This is a genomic window from Streptomyces sp. NPDC032822, from assembly GCF_055578825.1.
This window is the reverse complement of record NZ_JBVIOL010000024.1, coordinates 1-21066: the sequence shown is the minus strand read 5'-3', so window position 1 is coordinate 21066 and position 21066 is coordinate 1. Positions and strand designations below refer to the sequence as shown.

The following is a 21066-nucleotide window of genomic DNA, read 5'->3' as shown; positions in this document are numbered from 1 at the left end:
ATATGAAGAGCCCCCTGCTGTCCCTGTCCGGCGCAGTCTCCGCCGAAGGTGTGGACGAAGGCGTCGCCGCCCACTACGGCGACCTGTTCCGTGAACAGCGCGCCCTCGCCGGCGGCACCGGTTTCGTCGACCTCTCGCACCGCGGGGTCGTCACCGTCACCGGCGAGGACCGGCTGAGCTGGCTGCACCTGCTGCTCACCCAGCACGTCAGCGACCTCCCCACGGGCCAGGCCACCGAGGCGCTGATCCTCTCCGCGCACGGCCACATCGAGCACGCGCTGTACCTCGTCGACGACGGCACGACCACCTGGATCCACGTCGAGCCCGGCACCCAGGAGGCGCTGGTCGCCTACCTGGAGTCGATGAAGTTCTTCTACCGGGCCGAGGTCGCCGACCGCACCGCCGACATCGCCGTCGTCCACCTGCCGGCCGGTTCCATCGCCGCGGTCCCCGAGGGCGTCGTCGTCCGCGAGACGGCGTACGGCCGTGATCTCTTCCTCCCGCGCGCGGACCTGGAGCCGTACGCCGAGAAGACCGGCCCCGCGGCCGGGCTGCTGGCCTACGAGGCGCTGCGCGTCGAGCAGCACCGCCCCCGCCTCGGCTTCGAGACCGACCACCGCACCATCCCGCACGAGCTGGGCTGGATCGGCAACGCGGTGCACCTCCAGAAGGGCTGCTACCGCGGGCAGGAGACCGTCGCCCGGGTGCAGAACCTGGGCAAGCCGCCCCGCCGGCTGGTCTTCCTGCACCTCGACGGCAGCGAGGTCCACCTGCCGGCCGCCGGTACGGAGATCCGGCTCGCGGACGAGGGCCCCGAGGGCCGCAAGATCGGCTTCATCACGACGTCCGTACGCCACCACGAGCTGGGCCCGGTCGCGCTGGCCCTGGTGAAGCGGAACGTGCCGCTGGACGCGCGGCTGCTGGCCGACTCCACGGCCGCGGCCCAGGAAGTCGTCGTAGAGCCGTAGACCGCGGCGGGTCCTACATCTCGATGAGCACGGTGAACGGGCCGTCGTTCGTCAGGGACACCCGCATCTGCGCGCCGAAGCGGCCCGTGTGGACCGTCGCGCCCAGGGAGCGCAGCTGGGCGACCACCTCGTCGACGAGCGGCTCGGCCACGTCGCCCGGGGCCGCCGCGTTCCAGGTGGGGCGGCGGCCCTTGCGGGCGTCGCCGTAGAGGGTGAACTGGCTGATGACGAGGAGCGGGGCGTCGATGTCGCTGCACGACCTCTCGTCGGCCAGCATGCGGATCGACCAGAGTTTGCGGGCCAGCCCGGCCGCCTTCTCCTTGGTGTCCTCGTGCGTCACGCCGACGAGGACGCACAGTCCCTCGCCCTCGATCGCCCCGACCGTCTCGCCTTCCACGACGACGCTCGCGCCGTCCACCCTCTGCACCACTGCACGCATACGACCATCATGCCGGGCGGCCGGCAGTGCTCTGCACGGGCCTCATTTTTGATCCTTAACCGTCCATCTGGGGCCGATCGGGGGCACTCGGTCACATAGCGGCCACTTGGGGTGGCACGATGCTCCCACAAGCCGGTCGAGGGGACGGTAGAGGCACATGAGCACACCGAGTACCGGGGGGCGGCTGGGTACCCAGCGGCCGCCCGTGCAGCGCACGGACAGCCCGCTGCTGCCCGCTGACCCGCCCGCGCCCGACCTGTCCGTCCCGAGCCTTCCCGAACTGCGCGCCCTGCGCCGGGACGCCCAGCGGGACGAGGCCGACCTCAGCTATGTGAGACGACTGCTCCAGGGCCGTATCGACATCCTGCGCGCCGAACTGCTCCGACGGTCTCCCGCGGGAGTGGCCTCCGTCATGGCCCTGGGGGAGGTGTCCATGGTCGACCGGCTCCCGGAGATCCTGACCGACGCCCCGGCCCGGCACCGCTCCTCCGCCCGCCATGTGACCCTGGGCACCCCGCACAGCGAGGAGTACCGGCTGCTGGCCGCGGAGATGCTCGCCGAGGTCGAGCTGTCGGACCTGGGGGCCCGGACCGACCTGGAGCTGAACACCGCGATGGGCCGCCTGGTGCGGTACGAGCAGCAGGTGTCCCGGCGCCGGCAGCGGCTGCAGCGCACGACCGACGACTGCAGCGCGGAGATCGCCCGCAGGTACCGTGAAGGGGAAGCACAAGTCGACGACCTGCTCACCTGAGGCGGCTGCCGTACCGGCGATCCCGGGGCCCGCCGCCCGGGCGGGTCACCCCTCACCGGAAGGCCACCGCCATGTCCGACTCCTCGATGTCCGCGATATCCGCGGGGGCTGCGACATCCGCGACGACCGCGATGTCCGCGGCACCGCCCGTCCTCGCCGAGGTCGTGCGTTCCGGGTTCGTCGAGGGGCGGCACCGGGGCAGTCTGGTCCTGCTGGCCGCGGACGGGTCCGTGGAGCTGGCGCTCGGTGACGTGAGCGTCCCGGTCTTCCCGCGCTCCTCCAACAAGCCGATGCAGGCGGCGGGCGTCCTGCGGGCGGGCCTGGATCTCGCGGGCGAGCGGCTGGCGCTGGCCGCGGCCAGCCACTCCGGGGAACCCTTCCACCGCGACCTGGTCCAGAAGATGCTGGACGAGCACGGGCTGAGCGAGGCCCTGCTCCAGTGCCCGCCGGATCTGCCGCTGGACGCGGAGGAGCGGGAGACGTACCTGGCGTCGGGCGCGGCGCGCTCCCGCGTCACCATGAACTGCTCCGGCAAGCACACGGCGATGCTGGCGGCGAGCGAACTGCGCGGCTGGCCGCTGGAGACGTATCTGGAGGCCGCGCATCCGTTGCAGCGGATCATCCACGAGGTGGTGGAGGAGGCGGCCGGCGAGCCGGTCGCGGCCGTCGGAACGGACGGCTGCGGGGCGCCCCTGATGGCGATCAGCCTGACCGGCCTGGCCCGCGCCTTCCGCAGCTTCGTCCTGGCCGCTCCCGGTTCCGCCGAACGCCGTGTCGCCGACGCCATGCGCGCCCACCCCGAGTACGTCGCCGGCACCCGCCGCCCCGACACCTGGCTGATGCGCGAGGTCCCGGGCACCCTGTCGAAGATGGGCGCGGAGGCGGTCCAGGCGGTGGCGCTGGAGGACGGCCGTGCCCTCGCCTTCAAGGTCGAGGACGGCGGCGGACGGGCGCTGGGGCCGGTGCTGGGGCGTGCGCTGGAGCTGATGGGCGTGGACTCGCCGGTGGTGGGACGGATCGGGCGGGCACCGCTGACGGGCGGCAGCCGTGAGGTGGGGGAGATCCGGGCCGCGTTCTGATCGAGAGGGGAGAGGGGGACGGGGGACGGGGGACGGGGGACGGGGGACGGAGTACGGGGCCGGAGGACGGGGCCGGAGTACGGGGCCGGAGGACGGGGATGGGGGACAGGAGGAGAGGGGAGAGGCGGAGAGGGAAAGGCGGCGGGGAGGTTAATTCCGCGACACCGTACAGGCGTACGCCTACCGTGATTCCATGAGCCACCCGCACCCCGCCTCCGATGCCCGCGAGACCTCCGACGCCTCCGCGTCCCCTTTCGCCGCCGAGGCCAGAGATGCCGGAGACACCAGGGACGCCATCGACGTGCGCCCGGTCACCGAGGCCGACTTCCCCGAGTGGCTGCGCGCGGTGAACGCCGGTTTCCTGCGCGAGCCGATCGCCTCCGAGTTCGAACTCGCAGCCCGCCGTATCCAGTTCGGCCTGGGCGGGCGCTACCTCGGCGCCTTCGAGAACGGCCGCTGTGTGGCGAGCTTCAAGTCCTTCGACCAGGAACTCACCACCGTCGGCGGGGCGACCGTCCCCGCCAACGCCGTGTCGGCCGTCACCGTCACCGCCACCCACCGCCGCCGCGGCCTCCTCACCCGGATGATGGCCCAGGACCTGGCGGCGGCGAAGGACCGCGGTGACGTCGTCGCCACCCTGATCGCCGCCGAGTACCAGATCTACGGCCGCTACGGCTTCGGCCCCGCCACCTGGATGACGGAGTGGACGGTCGACGTCCCGCGCACCGGCCTCGACCCCCGCCGCTCCGGCAGCCCCGACGACGGCGGCCGTATCGACCTCGTGGACGGCGAGGACGTCCGCAAGCTCGGCCCCGAACTCCACGAGCGGGTGCGCCGCGCCCAGCCCGGCGCGGTCAGCCGCGACGAGCTGTGGTGGAAGGTCAACACCGGGGCCGTACGGTACGAGAAGTCGTGGACCGAGCCGTTCCACGCGGTGTACCGCTCGGCGGCCGGCGAGGTCGAGGGCCTGGTCGCGTACCGGGCCGACGACAACTGGGACGGCAAGCAGCCGCACGACACGGTGTCCGTGTCCTGGCTGCTCGCGGCGACCCCGGCCGCCGAACGCGCCCTGTGGCGCTACCTGTGCTCCATCGACTGGATCACCAAGGTGAAGAGCGGCTGGCGGGCCCCCGACGACCTGCTCCCCTTCCTCCTGCCCAACCCGAGGGCGGCCACGGCCACCACCCAGGGCGACTGGCTGTGGGTGCGGATCCTGGACGTCGTACGGGCTCTGGAGGCGCGGACGTACGAGGGGGAGGGCTCGCTGGTTCTGGAGGTGACCGACAGGGACGGCCTGACCGGCGGGCGGTACCGGCTGGAGGCATCGGCGACGGGCGGGTCCTGTACGCCGACGGGGCAGAGCGCCGAACTCGCCCTCGATGTCGGGGAGCTGTCGGCCCTGTGGCTCGGTGACGAGTCGGCGGTGCGGCTGGCGGCCCTCGGCCGGGTCCGGGAAGTACGAGCGGGCGCCGCCCGGTCGGCCGACGCCCTGCTGCGTACGTCCAGGCGGCCTTGGTGCCCGGACATGTTCTGAACCTCCTTTTCGCACTGGGTTGTTGAGCTGTCACGTCGAGCTGTTCGGTTGTCGGGCTGTTCGGTTGTGGCTGTGCGGTGTCCGTAGCGAGCTGTTGAGTTGTGGCTGTGCGGTATATCCGTAGCGGGCTGTTGAGTTGTGGCTGTGCCGGTGTGTTTCCCGTGTTCAGTTGTGGCTGTGCGAACCGACCGGGCTCCCGGCTCCCCTCCGGAAGGGAGCCCGGTCAGCGGACTAGGCGAGCAGCATCACGAGGATCACCGCTCCGATGCCGCCGATCGCGACGCTCTTGACCTTGACGCCGACGGTGAGTGCGACGAAGGCGACGATGCCCATGGCGCCGAGCTTCCACTGGACGAGCTGTTCGAAGCCGACGGCGAGGCCGGCGATGACGAGGGCGATGAGCGGCATGGCAGTCCCCCCAGCGGGACAGTCCCTTGCGGAACGGTGGTCCCTGTCGGTCACCTTGATAGCCAACCTTGCGGAAGTTTGACCATGTTGCTCAAGTTGGTGACCAACTTCACTGTAGTTCTCTCCACTTGGAAGCGACTCATAACCACCTTCACTTGAACTGCCCAAAGATGGCGAGAAGTTGTAGGGTTTGGTCGTGGACCAGGAACACCTCGCCGTCAACGGTCGGCAGAGGTCACCACAGCCACACAGGACACATCGCGAGGTGGCTGACGAGTTGCGTGCCCGGATCCGGTCCGGGGCACTGCGGCCGGGCCAGCGCATGCCCACCCAGGCCAGGCTGGCCGACGAGTTCGAGGTCGAGCGAGGGGTCGTACGGCAGGCGCTGTTCATCCTGCAGTCGGAGCGCCTGCTGACCAACGTTTCCAAGGGGAGCCCGGCGACCGTGGCTCCGGACCTGGGGCTGGGCGGGACGCCGGCCGGTCCCGGGGGCCTGCCGCAGCCGACCACGGTGGCCCTCGCCCCCCGGATCGCGGCCGCCTTCGCGGCCCCGCACGTCGAGATCGACGCCCTCTGTCTGACCTCGGTGTCCCTCACCCTCGCCATCGGCGAACCGCTGCGGCAGATCCACGCCGGACAGCTGAAACCGGCCAAGGTCGACGTCCGCGTCCTGCTGCCGAGCCGGCACATCGACCTCGCCTTCCCGGTCCCGGTCGCGGGCCACGGCGAGGGAGCCCCGGTCCACGAACACTGGCTGGCCCACCGCAACGCCCAGGGCCAGGTGCTGAAGCACAACCTGCTCGCCCTGCGCGCCACCCACGGCATCGACGTACACGTGACCTTCCGCGCCCTGCCGTTCACCCCGCCGGTGAAGCTGTACCTGCTCAACGGCGAGGAGGCGCTCTTCGCGTACTACACGCTGACGCGCCGCGCGCAGGAGATCGACCACGAGCGGCTGGAGATGTACGACGCCGAGGGCACCCGCTCGATGCTCTTCGCCTTCGCCCAGGGCACGCGCCTGCGCGACACGACGTTCGTGGAGCAGTCCCACCTGTGGTTCAACGCACTGTGGGAGACCATCAGTTCGGAGCTGCTGCTCACGAGCTGATGGTCTCCCACAGGGGTTGATCGGGGTACCGGTCGCTCTTGCGAGAACACCGGTCGGTCACAGGGCGGGCCTCGCGACCAGCAGGGCGAGCACGACCGCTCCGGTGGAGCTGACGGCCGGGTTCCTGGCCTTGATGCCTATGGTGAGCAGCAGCAGTCCGACGACGCCGGCGACGCCGTACTTCCACTGGACGGTCTGCTCGATGCCGACGACGAACACGGCGGCGATGAGGGCGATGACGGGCACGGTGGTTCCCCCTTCGGGCTTCCTGGAGGCGGTAGGGGCGGGGTGGGGGGTGCTCGTGGGGCGGCGGTGGGTGACGGGTGGGTGGTGACGGGCGGTGGCCGGTGAGGTTCCGATCGGTGGGTTCCGACCGGTGGGTGGTGGAGTATCGGCCGATGGGGAGGCAAAACTTCCGCCAACTCAACCAAGTTGGCAACCAACTCTGACTATGTTGTCCCCACTTGGCAGGTACCTATAAACAACTTCCAAACAACTCCCCATGGATGGATCCCAGTTGTAGCGTTTGGTCGTGACCCAGGAGAACGTGGCAGTGAACGGCAGCAGAAGGCTCTCCCCCCAGGAAATCGCCGACATCCTGCGCGAACGCATCCGCGCGGGTGACCTCAAGGCGGGCCAGCGCCTCCCCACCCAGGCGGACCTCGCGGAGGAGTTCAACGTCGAGCGGGGCACTGTGCGCCAGGCACTGCGGGTGCTCCAGGAGGACGGGCTGCTCAGCAACGTGAGCAAGGGGAGCCCGCCGCGGATCGCGGAGGTCACCCAGGACTCCCGCGAGGAGCCCCAGCCGACGATGGTGGGGCTGGCGCCACGGCTGGCGGAGGCGTTCGCCGCGCCGGAGGTACGGATCGACGCGGTCTGCCTGACGGCGGAGACGCTGATGATGGGGCTCAGCGTGCCGATCCGGCTCGTCCACGAGGGCCGCGTCCGGCCCGACTCGATCGAGGTCCGCATCCTGCTGCCGTCCAGGGACATCAACCTGGCCTTCCCCGTCCAGGTCGACGGCGGCGACGGTGACGGCGACCCGGTCCACCAGCGCTGGCTGGACCAGCGCAACGCCCAGGGTCACGTCCTGCGCCACAACCTGCGCGCCCTGCGCTCCTCGCACGGCATCGACGTGCAGGTGACGTTCCGCGCCCTGCCGTTCACCCCGCCGGTGAAGCTGTACCTCCTCAACGAAGCGGAAGCCCTCATGGCGTACTACATGGTCACCCGCCGCGAGGAACTGTCGGACAGCGGAACCCTCGACATGTACGACGTCCTCGGCACCGAGTCCCTCCTCTTCTCCTTCGACAGCGCGGCCGGCCAGCGCGACGCCGCATTTGTGGAGGAATCCCAGAAGTGGTTCAACGCCCTCTGGGAAACCATCACGACGGACCTGACACTCTCCTAGTGGCTTCTGATACGACGCAGACTGATCCGGTGACGGAAAAGACAGAGAACGACACAGGGAACCTCCGGGAAGTGATCAGACCTGCTCGCGTTGTCCTGTGGGACTTCGACGGTCCGATCTGTCGTCTGTTCGCCGGGCACTCGGCGGAGCGGGTGGCCGTCCGACTCGTGCAATGGCTGGAAGGGCGAGGCCTGCGTGGGCTGTTGACGGAGACGGAACGCGGATCCGTGGACCCGCATGTCGTGCTGCGTGCCGTGGACCGCCGGCATCCCGGCAGCGACCTGGTTGCGGAGCTGGAGGAACGTCTCACCCAGGAAGAACTGCGGGCCGCGTCCTCGGCGATGCCCACCGCGTACGCCGACCCGCTGATCCGTACCTGGACGGCGGTCGGCTCCCGCCTGGCCATCACGACCAACAACTCCCCCCGTGTGGTCCGCGAGTACTTGGCCGGCCGCGGCCTGGCGACCTGCTTCACGCCGCACATCTATGGCCGTACTCGGGACCTCCAGCGTCTGAAGCCGGACCCGCACTGCCTCAACCGTGCCCTGAACGCGATGGGCGCCGCGCCCTCCGCCGCCCTGATGATCGGCGACGCACCCTCGGACTACCTGGCCGCGCGCAGCGCCGGCGTTCCGTTCCTCGGCTACGCGCGTAACGGACACAAGGCGAAACTGCTGCGTGAGGCGGGTGCGACGACGATCGTCGACTCACTGGAATCGGTGCGTGCGGTGATCCTGGAGCAGTCCTGAGCCGGTGGAGGCACCGTCGGACGGGCCGCCCTAGGCCTGCAGCATCAGTAGAACGAAGATCACGGCCCCGGCGGACAGGCAGGCCGTGTGGCGGGCCCGGAAGCCCACCCCTACGAGGAGCAGGCACAGCACACCGAGCGCGCCGTAGCGCGACTGCAGCATCTGGTCGATGCCCAGAGCGGCGACGGCGGACAACAGCTGAATGACGACCATGACTCCCCCAGATCCACTTCCCGAGAAGCGATCAACTTCCAGTCCAATTGGACTGGTTGACGCAATCTGGTTCTTCCCGGACTGGTTGATCCCTTAACTGGCAGTCAAGTTGACGGACGGATTTGACTGAAACTGGTTTGCTTGGCGGAAGGGGGAGGTACGGTCGCTGTGTGAGTGGCAGCACCATCGGCACCATCGGCGACGGCGGCGGCAAGGAGTTCGAGCGCGTCGCGGTTGCCCTGCGGGCACGGATGGCCGAAGGCGTCTATCCCGAAGGGTCGCTCCTGCCGTCGCAGCGTGAACTCGCCGCGGAGTTCAGTGTGTCCCGGGACACGGTCCAGCGGGTACTGCGAGAACTGGTCAACGAGGGCTGGATCGTCTCCCGGCAGGGCAGCGGCTCCAGGGTGATCAAGGTGCAGCGGATCCACTCCCCGACGAGCGGCAAGCAGCCCGACCGCATGGTCACGCTGCGCCCCCTTGTCGACCACGCCTTCGAGCAGCCCGAAGTGACGCTGGACGTCTTCACGTTGACGTCCGAGTCGCTGGACACCCACATCCGCCTCCAGGCGGAGCGGATACGGCTCAAGGAGATTGCCCCGCAGCGCATCGCCCTGCGCATGCTGCTGCCCTCCGAGGCGCTGGCGACGCCCTATTGGCGGACCGAGGACGGCGTCTACGACGAACTCCTGCGGGACCGCTACCTGGCCATCTCCCAGCGGCACACCTCGTCCGTCCGCTCGGTCCTGCGCAATCTGGAGGCGGAACGGCTGGTCTCCTCAGCGGAGGTGACGATCCGTCGAGTCCCGTTGATGCCACAGTTCAAGCTCTATCTGCTCAACGGGGTAGAGGCGGTACTCGGCCCTTACCAGGTCTACCGGCGGAACATCGTGCTGGACGACGGCCGGGAGATCGAGTCGGCCCTCGACGTGGTGGGCGTGAGCGCCGGACTCACCCATCACGTCAAGGACCCCGATCCCTACGCGCAGGGAACGGTGTTCGTGGACAGCATGCAGGAGTGGTTCGAATCCGTCTGGAACCTGCTTACCGAATAGCGGGTGTCGGCGTCCGCCGGGAGGCCAGGAGTTCTCGGGTGGCCGCGATGACGGGAGCGTAGGAGGAGACCACGGCGTCGGCTCCGTCCCGCATCATCTGCCGTGCGCGGGAACTGTCCTGTGTGTAACCAATAAACGGTGTTCCGGCCGACTGGGCGGCCTTGAGGTCGGTGAGCTGATCGCCGATCAGAAGGCAGGGGGCGTCGCCAGGTGAAAGGTGTTCCAGGGCGCGGTTCACGCAGTGCGGATCAGGTTTCATGAGACCCGCGTTCTCCGGGTCGCGGCCAAACACACCCTCGAACTTCCCTTTCAGATCCCGCTGCTGGAGATATCTGCGAATGGGCTGCTCGGCGTTGTTGCTCACCACCACCAGACGCACCGGGATTTCGCGCAGAAGGTCGACGAGAGTGACGATGTCCGGCGCCGCCGGCGCGGTCTTGACGGCTTTCCCCTCCTGGCGGGCGACGACGCGTTCGGCCAGGTCGAGCGGGCGCCGGCCGCGTGACCCCGGAGCCGATCGGTCGTACATGTCTCTCAACTGCCGGAGGATGCCGTGTGAGTCGTCGCAATCCTCGACGTCCGTGTCGAGAGGGCCCCAGCCTCGCCGGGCCTTCCGCTTGACCTGTTCCGCCACGCCCGCGGTGGACACTCCGCGGAAGAGGTCGCAGACCGGTCCGTCGAAGTCGAAGAGCACCGCTCTGGCCGGCCTGAGCAGGCGTAACACGGTGTCCTGGTCGTCGATCGCGTCTGTCATGGGGCTCCTCGCCGTCGCGACAGTCTCTCCCGCGGGGCTTTGTGCGCCCGTCCCGGGGGTGTCGCCTCACAAACGACCGGGGGCGGTCGTGGATGCGTATCCGTCCCTGTACTCGGTCGAGCGTGCGCCGGTTCGCCCGTGACGGGGACCCGAAGGGTCCGATGGACGGGTTCTCCCTCGATGCCCGGCGCCAGTGGAGTAACGTGCCCCGTCCCTTACTTCATCGGCTCCATCGGAACGGGCTGAACCCAGAGAATGACTCCCCAACTGGTCTCCGGTGCCAAGCGCCGCGCCAACGAACTGGGCGGCGGCTCCAGTGTGGTCAAAGGCCCGCTCAAGGGGTACCACCACGAGACGTACGTGCTGCCCATGCCGGGCGGGACGCGGATCGTCAAGATCCGGGAGCCGCGCGCCGAGATCCTCTGGTACGACCGAAGATGCTTCCAGTCGGAGGAGGAACTGCTCCGCGCTCTGCAGGGGCGGATCACCCGCATCCCCGAAATCCTCGACGTCGAGGGAATGGGACTGCAGGGGTTCATCGAGGGGCGAACCGTCAGACGGCACCTCCTGTGGAACCGGCACGTTCCCGAAGCGGTCTTCGACCAGATCGTCGAACTGTTCCGGGAGATGGTGCACATCACTCCGGCCATGCTGGGAGTGGAACGGCGCTGTAAGCACAAGGACCGCCCCGAGGACGGTGACTGTGACGCCTTTCTGGAACGCCTGATCGCCTTCAGCGAGGAGCAGGTCTTCGAGAAGAACCACGCACAGTTCGGGGCGCTCTTCGCTGAACTGGGCGTGCAGAGCGAATGCTTCAGCCGGATCAGAAAGAGGGTGTCCGGGCTGAAGGAACGCCCGTTCTGCCTTCTGCACGCGGATCTGCACCGCAAGAACTTCATCGTCGACGGACGCGGTCAACTCTGGACCATCGACTGGGAGCTGGCCATGCTGGGCGACCCGCTCTACGACCTTGCCACGCACCTCTACCTCATGCGGTACACGGCCGATCAGGAGCGCCGTATGACCCGGGAATGGTGCAGGGTCGTCGAACGTATCCGGCCCGGTAGTTCGTACGGCTGGGAGAGCGATCTTCCACTGATTCTCGATTTCAAGAAAACGCAGTCGGTCTTCACCGACGTCATGCGGGTGTCGCTGTCGCTGCGTGAGGGAACGGGATTCAACTGGGCCGGCCTCCCCCGCGCCGCCCAGAGACTGCAGACGGTCCTGGACGGCGCCGCCGAGACCCTCGGGCTGGCCGAAGTGCCGGGCCGCGCGCGGATCATGGCCGCGCTCGTCCACTGGAACCGGACACAAGGTGCCGTACCAGCCGAACTCACCTGATTTGTGCGGTAACTGATGCCGAGGCTCTGCCCCTCCAGGGAGGGGCGCGTGCGGTGTGTGAGGCATCGGTCACTGTAGGTTCGTGTGTCTGGAGGTCGGGCCGTGCACTAATGTGCGCGCATCCGGCTCTGCCGTCAGCTCAATCACACCGGAGCGACCTGTGGGCGCAACTCCCGTCCCTCGCCCTGTTCTTCTCGCGAAGCCTGCCACCCCCGACGAGGCCGACGTCCTCGGCGCCTTCGTGGCGCGTGCCAAGAAGAGCGGGAAGCCGAGCGGTGGACATCACAACGAGAACTACGTACTGCCGCTCACGGAGGACGTGGCTCCGCTGGTCGGCCGCGAGCCCGGTACCTCGGTGATGGTGCGGATCCGGCGCGAGGACGCACTGCCGGTGGTGATCCGTACCTGGCGGAACGAGAAGGCGATCCTGGACGCCGTCAAAGGCGCGCTGCGCCATGCACCTGAATGCCTGCTGGAAGGGGACGGCTTCGCGATCCACAGCTATGCGGGCGGGTTGCCGCTGTCCGCGATGTGCCGGTACGGCAAGCCCGTGGACACGGTGCTCATCGAGGCGCTGACCACGCTGCTCGCGCAGATGGCCATGGTGCCCTCGGCGGCGCTGCCTCGCGTACCGGTGGGATGGCCCGCCGACGGCGACAGCCAGGGATTCCTGAAGACGCTCGCCCAGGAGGCGGACCAGCAGATCCGGCAGCCCAACTGGCCCGATTTCCGTGGTCTGTTCGCCGACCTGGGGGTACCCGAGGACGCTCTCGTCCGCCTCGCCGAACGCGTACCCGACATGGCCTCACGTCCGTTCAGTCTGCTCCACGCCGACCTGCACCGCGAGAACCTGATCGTGTCGTACGACAACGACCCGCCCCTCATCTGTGCCGACTGGGAACTCGCGACCTACGGCGATCCCCTGCACGATCTCGCGACCCATCTGGTCCGGATGCGGTACCCGGTCGGGCAGCGGGACGATGTCATCGCCTGGTGGACGAAGGCCATGCTGAGGTTCTGCCCCAAGGCCACCTACGGTGTGGAGAGGGACCTGCCCCGCTACGAGGACTTCGAGCGGGCGCAGTCCGTCTATTCCGACGTCATGCGGGCCGCGACGTCCGTGGAGAACTCGTACGACCAGAAGAGCCTGGACGACGCGACCGCCGCCGTCTCCGCGGCCCTGGAGGCCGGTGCGGGCCCGCTGGAGCTGCGGAATACGCCCGACAGGGCGAAGATCGAGCGGATTCTGCGCCAGTGGCAGTCCAGGCGGCGAGTGGGCCCGGGCCTCGGCCGGCGGATCCGCCCCGACGCGAAGAACGAATGGAAGCCGGACAGGCGTTTTCCGGAGCGCCCGGACTTTCCCTTCTCCGTCGTCCGCAAGGTTCTGGCTCGGGAAGCCAGGGCCCCCGCCGAACAGGTGCTCAAGGGCTCCACTTACCTGAACACGGTGGTCGAGGTCCCGGGTTCCGACGATCCGGTCGTGGTGCGGCGTCGGTTGACCAAGGTCCGTCGGGCCGAACGCAGCCACCTCAGTGAGCACGCCGTGCTGAGGATCATCGAGGAGTCACGGCTGGCGGTGGCGGCTCCGCGCGTCCTGGCGCTCGGCGCGGATCGGCTGCGGGGCCCGTTCGTCATCCACAGCTACGAGGTGCCTCGGGGCGAGACACTGCCCGATCATCCCGTCGACGGACTCCGCCCCTGGGAGGCCGACGCGCTGATCGACCAGCTCGCGGCCCTGACCGAGGTGGACGCCGCCCAGGTCGACCCGATGGCGTACCTGAAGGGCTTCTCCTTCTGTGACTGGCTCAAGGAGCAACTCGTCGAGCTGGTCAGGAACTTGCCGAAGGAGTCGCAGGAGTTCGCCAAAAGCCTCGGGCTGCCCGACGCGGACCGGCTGGCCGAGCTTCTGGCCCCCTTCGAGGTGAGTCACCGGAAACCGTCCCTCCTGCACGGCGCGCTGAATCCCTGGAACCTCGTGCGCCGCGACGACGAGCTGGCTCTGACCATCATCGACTGGGACATGGCGCTCGTCGGAGATCCTCTCTACGACCTGGTCCGCCACATGCATCTGACACCGGCCTGCCAGGAGGCCCGCGAGCGTATGCTCCACCGTTGGCGGCACCGACTGGCCCCCGAGTTCACGAGCAACATGTCCGCGGACTGGCCCGTCTACTCAAGGCTTGAGGTGGTGCGCTCCGCGTACGTCGATCTCGACCGCCTGGTGACCGGGGAGAGCCTCGACGCCCCCAACGTCCGCCGAGCCGTGGACTCGTACGCGACCACGCTCCTGGAGGTCGGCGGCGTACTCGGCTTGCCGACATGCTGGCCGGAGAACCCTTACTTCACCTTTGCCCTGCGCTAGACCCGGTCACCTCGGCCGCGGTGAAACGAGGTCGAGCGGGAGGTGCGTAGGCTCACGAGCATGGCTGAGATCGGCTTGCGCGAGCGCAAGAAGCAGCGGATGTACCAGGTCGTCTCCGACCTCGCCATCCGTCTGTTCCTGGAGAAGGGGTTCGACGCGGTGTCCGTCGCCGAGGTGGCGGCCGCGGCGGAGATCTCGAAGCCGACGCTGTTCCGGTACTTCCCGGCGAAGGAGGATCTCGTCCTGCACCGGATCGCCGATCACGAGGGGGAGGCGGCGCGGGTGGTGACGCAGGGGGAGGGGGCGCCGCTCGTCTCGCTGCGGCGGCACTTCCTGGACGGGCTGGAGCGGTCTGATCCGGTGACCGGGCTCAACGACCATCCGGCGGTGCTCGCCTTCCACACCCTGCTCTATGGGACGCCGTCGCTGGTCGCCCGGATGTACGCCCATCTCGAACGGTCGGAGGCCGCGCTGGCCGAAGCGCTCGGCGGGGGGTTGGAGGCGCGGCTGGCGGCGGGGCAGATCACGGCCGTGCGGCGGATTCTCGCGCTGGAGAACTGGCGGCGGATCGCGGACGGGGAACGGGTGGAGGACGTGCGGGGGGACGCGGTGGCCGCGGCGGAGCGGGCGTTCGGGGTGTTGGAGGCCGGGCTGCCGGAGTTCGCCTGAACAGCGGGACCCGCCTGACGGAACCGGATAATAAATTTAACTCGGTTACGTTATTTCGGGTGCGCTCGCTGGAATGACGGCACCCGACCCCTCCCTCCACCACACCCTCCGCCACGAACGCGCCCACCACGACCGCTGCCGCGCCGCCCTCACAGCGATGGTCGACGGGGCCGGGGAACACGTCGTCACCGGCGAGGACGTCTCCGCCTCCGGAGCCGACGCCGAAGTGCTCGGGTACCGGCTGCGCAGCCGGGCCAAGGAGATGCGGGAGCTGCCCGAAGGGCCGCTGTTCTTCGGGCGGTTGGACTTCGCGACCGGCGAGCACGCGGGCCAGGGCTACCACCTCGGCCGACTGCGGATCAGCGAGCACCCCGCCGCCCCGCCCCTCGTCGTCGACTGGCGCGCCCCCGTCTCCCGCGCCTTCTACCAGGCGAGCGACCGCGACCCGCAGGGCGTCGCCGTCCGGCGCCGGTTCGGCTGGGCGCAGGGCAGCACCGGCACCTCGGGCGACCTCACCGGCCTGGAGGACGAACACCTCGGCCAGGGAGAATCGCAGGTCAGCGACATCGTCGCCCGCGAGATCGAACGGCCCCGCGTCGGACCCATGCGGGACATCGCCGCGACCATCCAGCCCGAGCAGGACGATCTCGTACGAGGGGACCTGACCCGATCGGTGTGCGTGCAGGGCGCCCCGGGCACCGGCAAGACGGCCGTCGGACTGCACCGCGCCGCCTACCTGCTCTACACCCACCCGCAGCGCATCCGGCGCGGTGGCCTGCTGATCCTCGGACCCAACCGGACCTTCCTGTCGTACATCGCGGCGGTCCTGCCCGCCCTGGGCGAGACGGGCGTCCGGCAGGCGACGCTCCTGGAGGAGATCGCCCGGCATCCGGTCACCGGCACCGACGACGAGCGGACGGCCGTCGTCAAGCACGACGAACGGATGGCCGAGGTGCTGCGGCGGGCGCTGTACGCGCGGGTGTCGGCCGACCGTACGGATTCCGTCGAGGTGCCCGACGGGACGTACCGCTGGCGGGTCTCCGCCGCCGAACTCGCTCAGATCGTGGCCGACGTGCGGGCCGAGGAACCGCCGTACGGTGTCGGGCGGGAACGGGTGCGCAGCCGGGCCGTGCGGTGTGTGCAACTGCGCGCCGAGCGGCGGGCCGGGCCGCGGAACGCCGCCTGGGTGCAGAAGGTCGCGCGGGCACGGGCTCTCGGGGCGTACCTCGACGCCGTGTGGCCACACGTCAGACCGGAGGAGGTCGTCGCCGAACTCCTCACCGACAGCGGGGTGTTGGCGGAGGCCGCCGACGGGCTGCTGGACGCCGACGAGCAGCGCGCCCTGCTCTGGGCCGGGCCGCCGCGGTCGTGGAAGTCGGCGCGCTGGTCGGCCGCCGACCTCGTCCTCCTCGACGAGGTCGCCGGGCTCGTCGAGCATCCACAGGCCTACGGTCATCTCGTCGTCGACGAGGCGCAGGACCTCTCCCCGATGGAGTGCCGGGCCATCGCCCGCCGGGCCCCCTTCGGCTCGCTGACCGTCCTCGGCGACCTCGCGCAGGGGACCACGCCCTGGGCGGCCCGGTCCTGGCCCGAGACCCTGCGCCACCTGGGGAAACCGGACGCGACCGTCGTACCGCTGACCCTCGGCTTCCGGGTGCCCAAGGCCGTCGTGGCGTTCGCCAACCGGCTCCTCGCCCACCTGGACGTCGACGTCCCGGCCGGGCATTCCCTGCGCGGGGACGGGGAGTTGAGGATCCGCGCGGTAGCGGACGCGGATACGGATGGGGAGGGGTCCGCGGGTCTGATGAGGGCCGTCGTGGATGCCGTGCGGGATGCGGTGGCGCGCGAGGGGTCCGTCGGGGTCGTCATGGCCGACGCCGACCTGGACCGGGTGCGGCGGGCGCTCGACGCGGCCGGGATCGAGGCGGCGGGCCCGGACGTGCCGGCCGCCCGCGTGAGCGTCGTACCCGCGACCCTCGTCAAGGGTCTTGAGTACGACCATGTCGTCGCCGTCGAGCCCGCCGCGATCGTGGACGCGGAGCGGCGGGGGCTGCACCGGCTGTATGTGGTGCTCACGCGGGCGGTGTCCCGGCTGGAGGTGGTGCACGGGCGGCCGTTGCCGTTCTAGGAGGCCTCCATGTTCGGGCCCGGTTTCGGGTTCGGTTTCGGGCTCGAACCCGAACTCAGGGTCAGGCGTCCAGGAGCGGGATCAACTCCGCCTCCTCGTACGCCAGATGGGCCTCCAGTTCCGTCGCCAGGCGTTCGACCTCGGCGCGGGCGGTGTCCGGATCCGGGTTCGCCGCGGTCACGACCCGGCGCAGGTCCTCGACGAGGTCGGCGATCTTCCCGTGCTCCTCGCGCAGCCGCGCCACCGCGGGCGCTGCCTCCGGGTGGCGGTCGGCGAGGACCGGGAACATGCCGAGATCCTCGCCGGTGTGGTGGTTGTGGAGGCCCTGGCAGAACGTCAGGCAGTTGACCCGGAGTTGGGCGCCGAGGGTGGATCCGCCCGCGGTCGCCTCCTTCATCTCCTCGCGGATCTGCGTGAGTTCGCGGCGGAAGGCGTCATGGACGACCCTGATCGCCTCGCCGATGGAGCCGGCGTTGAAGTTCGGCGGGCCGTCCTGCGCGATCTCGTACAGGGCCACCACCGGAATCACCCGCTCGGTCTTCTTCTGGTACTCCGCCCAGCCCGGATCCGCCTCGACGGCCCGGGCGAAGACCTCCGCCCGCTCCTCGTCCTCCAGCACCTCGGCCCGCGCCTCGTAGGTGAACGCGCCGTTCTCCACGGTGACTTGGGGATGCGCGATGAGGTTGCCGTACCAGTGCGGATGCCGGTCCGAGCCGCCGGCCGAGGCGATCACGAGGATGCGCTCACCGCCGTCAGGGAGATAGCCGACGGGGGTGGTGTGCGGGGTGCCGGTGCGGGCGCCGGTGGTGGTGAGCAGGATCAGCCGGGCGTCTTCGAAGTAGCCGCCCATGCGGCCCTTGTTGGCACGGAACTCGTCGATGACCGATCGGTTGAAGTCGTTGGGCAAGTCTCTTCTCTTCCTTCTCTGTAGCTGGTTTCCGTCCTGACGAAGCGCTGTGAAGCGCTGACGAAACGCACAGAGAAGAGGGCGGGCCCCTGGCCCACCCCGGCCTCACTCAGAGGCCGGGTACCCGACTCGCTCACGGCACAAGGCCGACCCGGCAGTCATGGCGGCAACAGTAGCGGCCGTCACCCGCCCGCCACCACCGGATTTCAGGACCTCCCCGCGGTACGCCCCAGCAGCTCCGTGACCCGCATGAACCCGTCCTCGCCGTGGCCGAGGCCGACCACGCGGCGGGCGAGACCCTCGGCGGCGCGCATCACGCTCGCGTCGATGCCGTGCGACTCGGCTGCCCGGACGATGTGGGACATGGAGGAGACCGCCGAGGTGATCGGATTGCCCTCGCCGGAGTAGGTGGCGTCGTCGACGTCCGCCGCGATCTCCGCGATGAGCGGCGGCAGGATCGCGGCGATTCCCTGGGCGTAGGGGGCGAGTTCGCGGGCGGTGATGCCCTCGGCGCGGGCCAGCGCCAGACTGTGCGCGTAGCCCGCCATCGCCGTCCAGAAGAGGTCGAGCAGGGCGATGTCGTACGACGCCGCCCGGCCGACGTCCTCGCCGAGGTGGGTGTGGGTGCCGCCCAGCGCGTCCAGCACGGGGCGGTGCTCCCGGTAGAGGTCGGCGGGGCCGCTGTGCAGGAACACCGCGTCCGGGGTGCCGATGGTGGTGGTCGGCGTCATGATCGCGCCGTCCAGGTAGCGGACGCCGTGGGTGGCCGCCCAGTCGGCGGTGGCCCGGGCGCGGTCGGGGGTGTCGGCGGTCAGGTTCACGACGGTGCGGCCCTTGAGGGCGTCGGTGACGGCGGCGTCCCGCAGGATCGCGTCGGCCGCGTCGTAGTTCACCACGCAGACGACGGTCAGGGGGCTGGCCGCGACCGCCTCGGCCGCGGAGGGTGCGCCGGTCGCCCCGCGGGCGAGCAACTCGCCGTCCCGGCCGGGCGTGCGGTTCCAGACGGTGATCCGCAGCCCGGCCTCCAGCAGGGCACCGGCGAGGGCACGGCCCATCGGGCCCAGCCCGAGAACGGTGAGGGCAGACTGGTCGGAGGGGGCGGACTGGTCGGAGGCGGAGGATCGGGCGGTGGGGGAGGGCCGGTTCGTGGGGGAGGGCCGGTCGGTGGGTGTGGACATGGTTCGGCTCGACTCCTCGTGAAGGATGAAAGACAGAAACGAAAAGGGGGAGAGCGAATGACGCGCGGACGCGCTCAGGATCCGAACGTCTGTGGAGTGACCGCCGCGATCGCCGTGATCGACGGCAAGTGGAAGACCGCACTGCTGTGGCTGCTGGAGTCCGGCCCGCACCGACCGGCCGAGCTGCGCCGCCGGCTGCCCGGACTCAGCGAGAAGGTGCTGACCCAGGCCCTGCGCGAGATGGAGGCGGACGGGCTCGTACACCGGGAGGTGCACGACGTACTCCCGCTCAAGACCGTGTACTCCCTGACCGACTTCGGCCGGGAACTCTCCGAGGTACTCGCTCCCCTCTCCGACTGGGGCCACCGCCGCCTGGAGAGACTGGCGGCTCATTGAGGCCTGTTCGCGGCCGTGTTGGCTGTACCGGCCGTGTCGGCCCTGGCACTGACACCAGCCTCGGGTGTGCGTCGGGCGGTGCCAAGTACGCACAAAAAGGTGGGTACGGCGGCGGGTGGTGTCACCTACGCGGGCCCGGCGGTGTCTTCACGGTCGCCTGCGAGATGCCCGGGTCGGCGGCCGACGCGGAGGACGGGGTACAGGAGTCCTGGCTGAAGTGGGCCGACGTCGACGGCGAACCGGTCGCGGTGGGCCTCGTGGTGGAGGACGGGCGGCGCACCCGCGTCCACGTGACGAGGAACCCGCACAAGCTGACCCGGCTGGACGAACCGGCGGAACTCGCCAGCTAGGCAGGCGGGTGAGGGCCCGGCCACGCGGGTGGCGGTAGAGGGACCCGTCGGGGTTCGTGGGCGGGTCTTCTGGTGCCGGGCCCGCCGGATGTGGCACGGGATGCGCTGGGCCGGTCCTGCGGGCGAGGACGCCGACGGGGCGGCGTACGCCGACGCGGTGTCGGAGTACGCCGCCCTGGGGCGGGACGAGGTGCGGGAGGCGGGGCGTGCTGTCACGGGGTTACTTCGGGTCGCGGTTGAACGACGCGGTCGACCAGCGGTAGCCCAGCACGGTCAGGCCGACGCACCAGGCGAGGGCGATCCAGCCGTTGTTGCCGATCTCGGTGCCGAGGAGGAGCCCACGCAGGGTCTCGATGGCGGGGGTGAAGGGCTGGTACTCGGCGATCGGCTGGAACCAGCCCGGCATGGTGTCGGCCGGGATGAAGGCGCTGGAGATGAGCGGGAGGAGGATCAAGGGCTGTGCGCTGTTGCCGGCGGCCTCGGCGTTCGGGCTGGCCATGCCCATCCCGACCGCGATCCAGGTGAGTGCCAGGGAGAACAGCGCGAGCAGTCCGAGCGCCGCGAGCCACTCCAGGGCGGTGGCGTCGGTGGACCGGAAGCCGATGGCCACGGCGACGGCGCCGACGAGGACCACGCTGGCGATGCACTGCAACACGCTGCCCACGACGTGCCCGATGAGCACCGACCCACGGTGGATCGCCATCGTGCGGAAGCGGGCGATGATGCCTTCGTTCATGTCGGTGGAGACGGAGACCGCGGTTCCGATCACGGTGCCGCCGATGGTCATCATCAGGATGCCCGGGACGATGTAGGCGATGTAGTCGGAGCGGTCGGTGCCGCCGATGCCCGCGCTCATCACATTGCCGAAGATGTAGACGAAGAGCAGCAACAACATGATGGGCGTGAGCAGCAGGTTCAGGGTGAGCGACGGGTAGCGCCGTGCGTGCAGGAGGTTGCGGCGCAGCATGGTGGAGGAGTCGCGGACGGCGAGGGCGAGGGTGCTCATCGGACGGTCTCCTTGGCCTGGTTGGCCTGGTTGGCCTGGTTGGCCTGGTTGGGCGTGGTGGTGGTCGTGGCGTCGGTGGTTGTGCTGGTGAGGGCGAAGAAGACGTCGTCGAGGTCGGGGGTGTGCACGGTCAGTTCGTCCGCCTCGATGCCGGCCGAGTCCAGCCGATCGAGAATGGAGCGCAGTTCACGCTGGCTGCCGTCGCTGGGGATGTTCAGGGAGAGGGCTTCGTCGTCGGGGGTGACCTCGCGCAGGGCGGTGGC

22 protein-coding genes and 1 pseudogene are annotated in these 21066 nt (G+C 69.7%); 14 read left to right on the top strand and 9 right to left on the bottom strand.

Annotation, left to right across the window (positions count from 1 at the left end):
- Positions 1-2 precede the first annotated feature (2 nt).
- Complete coding sequence (gene ygfZ / locus ACZ5VD_RS38735; RefSeq protein WP_468685148.1) at positions 3-968, top strand: CAF17-like 4Fe-4S cluster assembly/insertion protein YgfZ; 966 nt, start codon at positions 3-5, stop codon at positions 966-968.
- Positions 969-981: 13 nt separating this feature from the next.
- Here the strand turns inward: ygfZ and dtd are convergent, their stop codons facing one another.
- Positions 982-1407 carry a D-aminoacyl-tRNA deacylase gene (dtd, locus tag ACZ5VD_RS38730; RefSeq protein WP_468553161.1) on the bottom strand — a complete coding sequence of 142 codons (426 nt, stop codon included), beginning with the start codon at positions 1405-1407 and terminating at the stop codon, positions 982-984.
- A 157-nt stretch (positions 1408-1564) separates the two neighbouring features.
- Between dtd and ACZ5VD_RS38725 the strand changes: the two genes are divergently transcribed.
- The 3 genes from ACZ5VD_RS38725 to ACZ5VD_RS38715 all read left to right on the top strand — a co-directional run bounded on the left by ACZ5VD_RS38725 (position 1565) and on the right by ACZ5VD_RS38715 (position 4771).
- Positions 1565-2158 carry an RsiG family protein gene (locus ACZ5VD_RS38725; RefSeq protein ID WP_468553160.1) on the top strand — a complete coding sequence of 198 codons (594 nt, stop codon included), beginning with the start codon at positions 1565-1567 and terminating at the stop codon, positions 2156-2158.
- Between the two features lie 86 nt (positions 2159-2244).
- On the top strand, positions 2245-3237 hold the full coding sequence (locus ACZ5VD_RS38720; protein WP_468553235.1) for an asparaginase: 993 nt from the start codon (positions 2245-2247) through the stop codon (positions 3235-3237).
- Between the two features lie 193 nt (positions 3238-3430).
- The gene (locus tag ACZ5VD_RS38715; protein WP_468553159.1) at positions 3431-4771 is read left to right on the top strand and encodes a GNAT family N-acetyltransferase; all 1341 of its coding nucleotides are present in this window, start codon (positions 3431-3433) and stop codon (positions 4769-4771) included.
- Positions 4772-5002: 231 nt separating this feature from the next.
- On the opposite strand, the gene ACZ5VD_RS38710 is transcribed toward ACZ5VD_RS38715, so the two are convergent.
- The gene (locus ACZ5VD_RS38710) at positions 5003-5179 is read right to left on the bottom strand and encodes a hypothetical protein (RefSeq protein ID WP_468553158.1); all 177 of its coding nucleotides are present in this window, start codon (positions 5177-5179) and stop codon (positions 5003-5005) included.
- A gap of 265 nt (positions 5180-5444) precedes the next feature.
- On the opposite strand from ACZ5VD_RS38710, the gene ACZ5VD_RS38705 reads away from it, so the two are divergent.
- Positions 5445-6287 carry a winged helix-turn-helix domain-containing protein gene (locus tag ACZ5VD_RS38705; RefSeq protein WP_468553157.1) on the top strand — a complete coding sequence of 281 codons (843 nt, stop codon included), beginning with the start codon at positions 5445-5447 and terminating at the stop codon, positions 6285-6287.
- Between the two features lie 57 nt (positions 6288-6344).
- Here ACZ5VD_RS38705 and ACZ5VD_RS38700 read toward each other — a convergent pair whose 3' ends face one another.
- Positions 6345-6533 carry a hypothetical protein gene (locus tag ACZ5VD_RS38700; protein WP_468553156.1) on the bottom strand — a complete coding sequence of 63 codons (189 nt, stop codon included), beginning with the start codon at positions 6531-6533 and terminating at the stop codon, positions 6345-6347.
- A gap of 280 nt (positions 6534-6813) precedes the next feature.
- Here ACZ5VD_RS38700 and ACZ5VD_RS38695 point away from each other — a divergent pair, with 280 nt between their 5' ends.
- Both ACZ5VD_RS38695 and ACZ5VD_RS38690 read left to right on the top strand, forming a co-directional pair.
- Positions 6814-7698 carry a winged helix-turn-helix domain-containing protein gene (locus tag ACZ5VD_RS38695; protein ID WP_468685147.1) on the top strand — a complete coding sequence of 295 codons (885 nt, stop codon included), beginning with the start codon at positions 6814-6816 and terminating at the stop codon, positions 7696-7698.
- Entirely contained in the window at positions 7647-8447 is an 801-nt protein-coding gene (locus ACZ5VD_RS38690) for an HAD family hydrolase (RefSeq protein ID WP_468685144.1), read from the top strand. The genes ACZ5VD_RS38695 and ACZ5VD_RS38690 overlap by 52 nt, the downstream gene beginning before the upstream one ends.
- A gap of 30 nt (positions 8448-8477) precedes the next feature.
- Here ACZ5VD_RS38690 and ACZ5VD_RS38685 read toward each other — a convergent pair whose 3' ends face one another.
- Positions 8478-8660, bottom strand: coding sequence for a hypothetical protein (locus ACZ5VD_RS38685; protein ID WP_468685143.1), 183 nt, complete (start codon positions 8658-8660; stop codon positions 8478-8480).
- Positions 8661-8830: 170 nt separating this feature from the next.
- On the opposite strand from ACZ5VD_RS38685, the gene ACZ5VD_RS38680 reads away from it, so the two are divergent.
- Positions 8831-9712 (top strand): GntR family transcriptional regulator, encoded by an 882-nt coding sequence (locus tag ACZ5VD_RS38680; protein WP_468685142.1) that lies wholly within the window; start codon positions 8831-8833, stop codon positions 9710-9712.
- On the opposite strand, the gene ACZ5VD_RS38675 is transcribed toward ACZ5VD_RS38680, so the two are convergent.
- Positions 9702-10466 (bottom strand): HAD family hydrolase, encoded by a 765-nt coding sequence (locus tag ACZ5VD_RS38675; RefSeq protein WP_468685141.1) that lies wholly within the window; start codon positions 10464-10466, stop codon positions 9702-9704. The genes ACZ5VD_RS38680 and ACZ5VD_RS38675 overlap by 11 nt on opposite strands.
- A 255-nt stretch (positions 10467-10721) precedes the next feature.
- Here ACZ5VD_RS38675 and ACZ5VD_RS38670 point away from each other — a divergent pair, with 255 nt between their 5' ends.
- From ACZ5VD_RS38670 to ACZ5VD_RS38655, 4 genes are all read left to right on the top strand, one after another.
- Positions 10722-11807, top strand: coding sequence for a phosphotransferase (locus tag ACZ5VD_RS38670; protein ID WP_468685139.1), 1086 nt, complete (start codon positions 10722-10724; stop codon positions 11805-11807).
- A 160-nt stretch (positions 11808-11967) separates the two neighbouring features.
- Positions 11968-14169: a phosphotransferase gene (locus tag ACZ5VD_RS38665; protein WP_468685137.1), complete on the top strand. Its 2202-nt coding sequence runs from the start codon at positions 11968-11970 to the stop codon at positions 14167-14169.
- A gap of 60 nt (positions 14170-14229) precedes the next feature.
- A complete protein-coding gene (locus ACZ5VD_RS38660) occupies positions 14230-14838 on the top strand; it encodes a TetR family transcriptional regulator (RefSeq protein WP_468685136.1) in 609 nt (202 codons plus the stop codon).
- A gap of 73 nt (positions 14839-14911) precedes the next feature.
- Entirely contained in the window at positions 14912-16966 is a 2055-nt protein-coding gene (locus tag ACZ5VD_RS38655; RefSeq protein WP_468685133.1) for a HelD family protein, read from the top strand.
- A gap of 61 nt (positions 16967-17027) precedes the next feature.
- Here the strand turns inward: ACZ5VD_RS38655 and ACZ5VD_RS38650 are convergent, their stop codons facing one another.
- Both ACZ5VD_RS38650 and ACZ5VD_RS38645 read right to left on the bottom strand, forming a co-directional pair.
- A complete protein-coding gene (locus tag ACZ5VD_RS38650; protein ID WP_468685131.1) occupies positions 17028-17873 on the bottom strand; it encodes a nitroreductase/quinone reductase family protein in 846 nt (281 codons plus the stop codon).
- Between the two features lie 206 nt (positions 17874-18079).
- Positions 18080-19051, bottom strand: coding sequence for an NAD(P)-dependent oxidoreductase (locus ACZ5VD_RS38645; protein ID WP_468553145.1), 972 nt, complete (start codon positions 19049-19051; stop codon positions 18080-18082).
- Between the two features lie 57 nt (positions 19052-19108).
- Between ACZ5VD_RS38645 and ACZ5VD_RS38640 the strand changes: the two genes are divergently transcribed.
- Complete coding sequence (locus tag ACZ5VD_RS38640) at positions 19109-19447, top strand: winged helix-turn-helix transcriptional regulator (RefSeq protein WP_468553144.1); 339 nt, start codon at positions 19109-19111, stop codon at positions 19445-19447.
- A 164-nt stretch (positions 19448-19611) separates the two neighbouring features.
- Positions 19612-19797 carry a hypothetical protein gene (locus ACZ5VD_RS38635; RefSeq protein ID WP_468553241.1) on the top strand — a complete coding sequence of 62 codons (186 nt, stop codon included), beginning with the start codon at positions 19612-19614 and terminating at the stop codon, positions 19795-19797.
- A gap of 220 nt (positions 19798-20017) precedes the next feature.
- On the opposite strand, the gene ACZ5VD_RS38630 is transcribed toward ACZ5VD_RS38635, so the two are convergent.
- Both ACZ5VD_RS38630 and ACZ5VD_RS38625 read right to left on the bottom strand, forming a co-directional pair.
- Positions 20018-20803 carry an ABC transporter permease gene (locus ACZ5VD_RS38630; protein WP_468553142.1) on the bottom strand — a complete coding sequence of 262 codons (786 nt, stop codon included), beginning with the start codon at positions 20801-20803 and terminating at the stop codon, positions 20018-20020.
- A pseudogene (locus ACZ5VD_RS38625) lies at positions 20800-21066 on the bottom strand (ABC transporter); the annotation flags it as partial. The pseudogene ACZ5VD_RS38625 and the gene ACZ5VD_RS38630, both read right to left, overlap by 4 nt.

Excerpts from the sequence above, each read along its gene's own strand:
- ACZ5VD_RS38630 (WP_468553142.1), bottom strand. The coding sequence starts at position 20,803 with ATGAGCACCCTCGCCCTCGCCGTCCGCGACTCCTCCACCATGCTGCGC.
- ACZ5VD_RS38675 (WP_468685141.1), bottom strand. The coding sequence starts at position 10,466 with ATGACAGACGCGATCGACGACCAGGACACCGTGTTACGCCTGCTCAGG.
- ACZ5VD_RS38660 (WP_468685136.1), top strand. The coding sequence starts at position 14,230 with ATGGCTGAGATCGGCTTGCGCGAGCGCAAGAAGCAGCGGATGTACCAG.
- ACZ5VD_RS38685 (WP_468685143.1), bottom strand. The coding sequence starts at position 8,660 with ATGGTCGTCATTCAGCTGTTGTCCGCCGTCGCCGCTCTGGGCATCGAC.
- ACZ5VD_RS38725 (WP_468553160.1), top strand. The coding sequence starts at position 1,565 with ATGAGCACACCGAGTACCGGGGGGCGGCTGGGTACCCAGCGGCCGCCC.
- dtd (WP_468553161.1), bottom strand. The coding sequence starts at position 1,407 with ATGCGTGCAGTGGTGCAGAGGGTGGACGGCGCGAGCGTCGTCGTGGAA.
- ACZ5VD_RS38670 (WP_468685139.1), top strand. The coding sequence starts at position 10,722 with ATGACTCCCCAACTGGTCTCCGGTGCCAAGCGCCGCGCCAACGAACTG.
- ACZ5VD_RS38645 (WP_468553145.1), bottom strand. The coding sequence starts at position 19,051 with ATGTCCACACCCACCGACCGGCCCTCCCCCACGAACCGGCCCTCCCCC.
- ACZ5VD_RS38710 (WP_468553158.1), bottom strand. The coding sequence starts at position 5,179 with ATGCCGCTCATCGCCCTCGTCATCGCCGGCCTCGCCGTCGGCTTCGAA.
- ygfZ (WP_468685148.1), top strand. The coding sequence starts at position 3 with ATGAAGAGCCCCCTGCTGTCCCTGTCCGGCGCAGTCTCCGCCGAAGGT.
- ACZ5VD_RS38715 (WP_468553159.1), top strand. The coding sequence starts at position 3,431 with ATGAGCCACCCGCACCCCGCCTCCGATGCCCGCGAGACCTCCGACGCC.
- ACZ5VD_RS38635 (WP_468553241.1), top strand. The coding sequence starts at position 19,612 with ATGCCCGGGTCGGCGGCCGACGCGGAGGACGGGGTACAGGAGTCCTGG.
- ACZ5VD_RS38640 (WP_468553144.1), top strand. The coding sequence starts at position 19,109 with ATGACGCGCGGACGCGCTCAGGATCCGAACGTCTGTGGAGTGACCGCC.
- ACZ5VD_RS38720 (WP_468553235.1), top strand. The coding sequence starts at position 2,245 with ATGTCCGCGATATCCGCGGGGGCTGCGACATCCGCGACGACCGCGATG.
- ACZ5VD_RS38655 (WP_468685133.1), top strand. The coding sequence starts at position 14,912 with ATGACGGCACCCGACCCCTCCCTCCACCACACCCTCCGCCACGAACGC.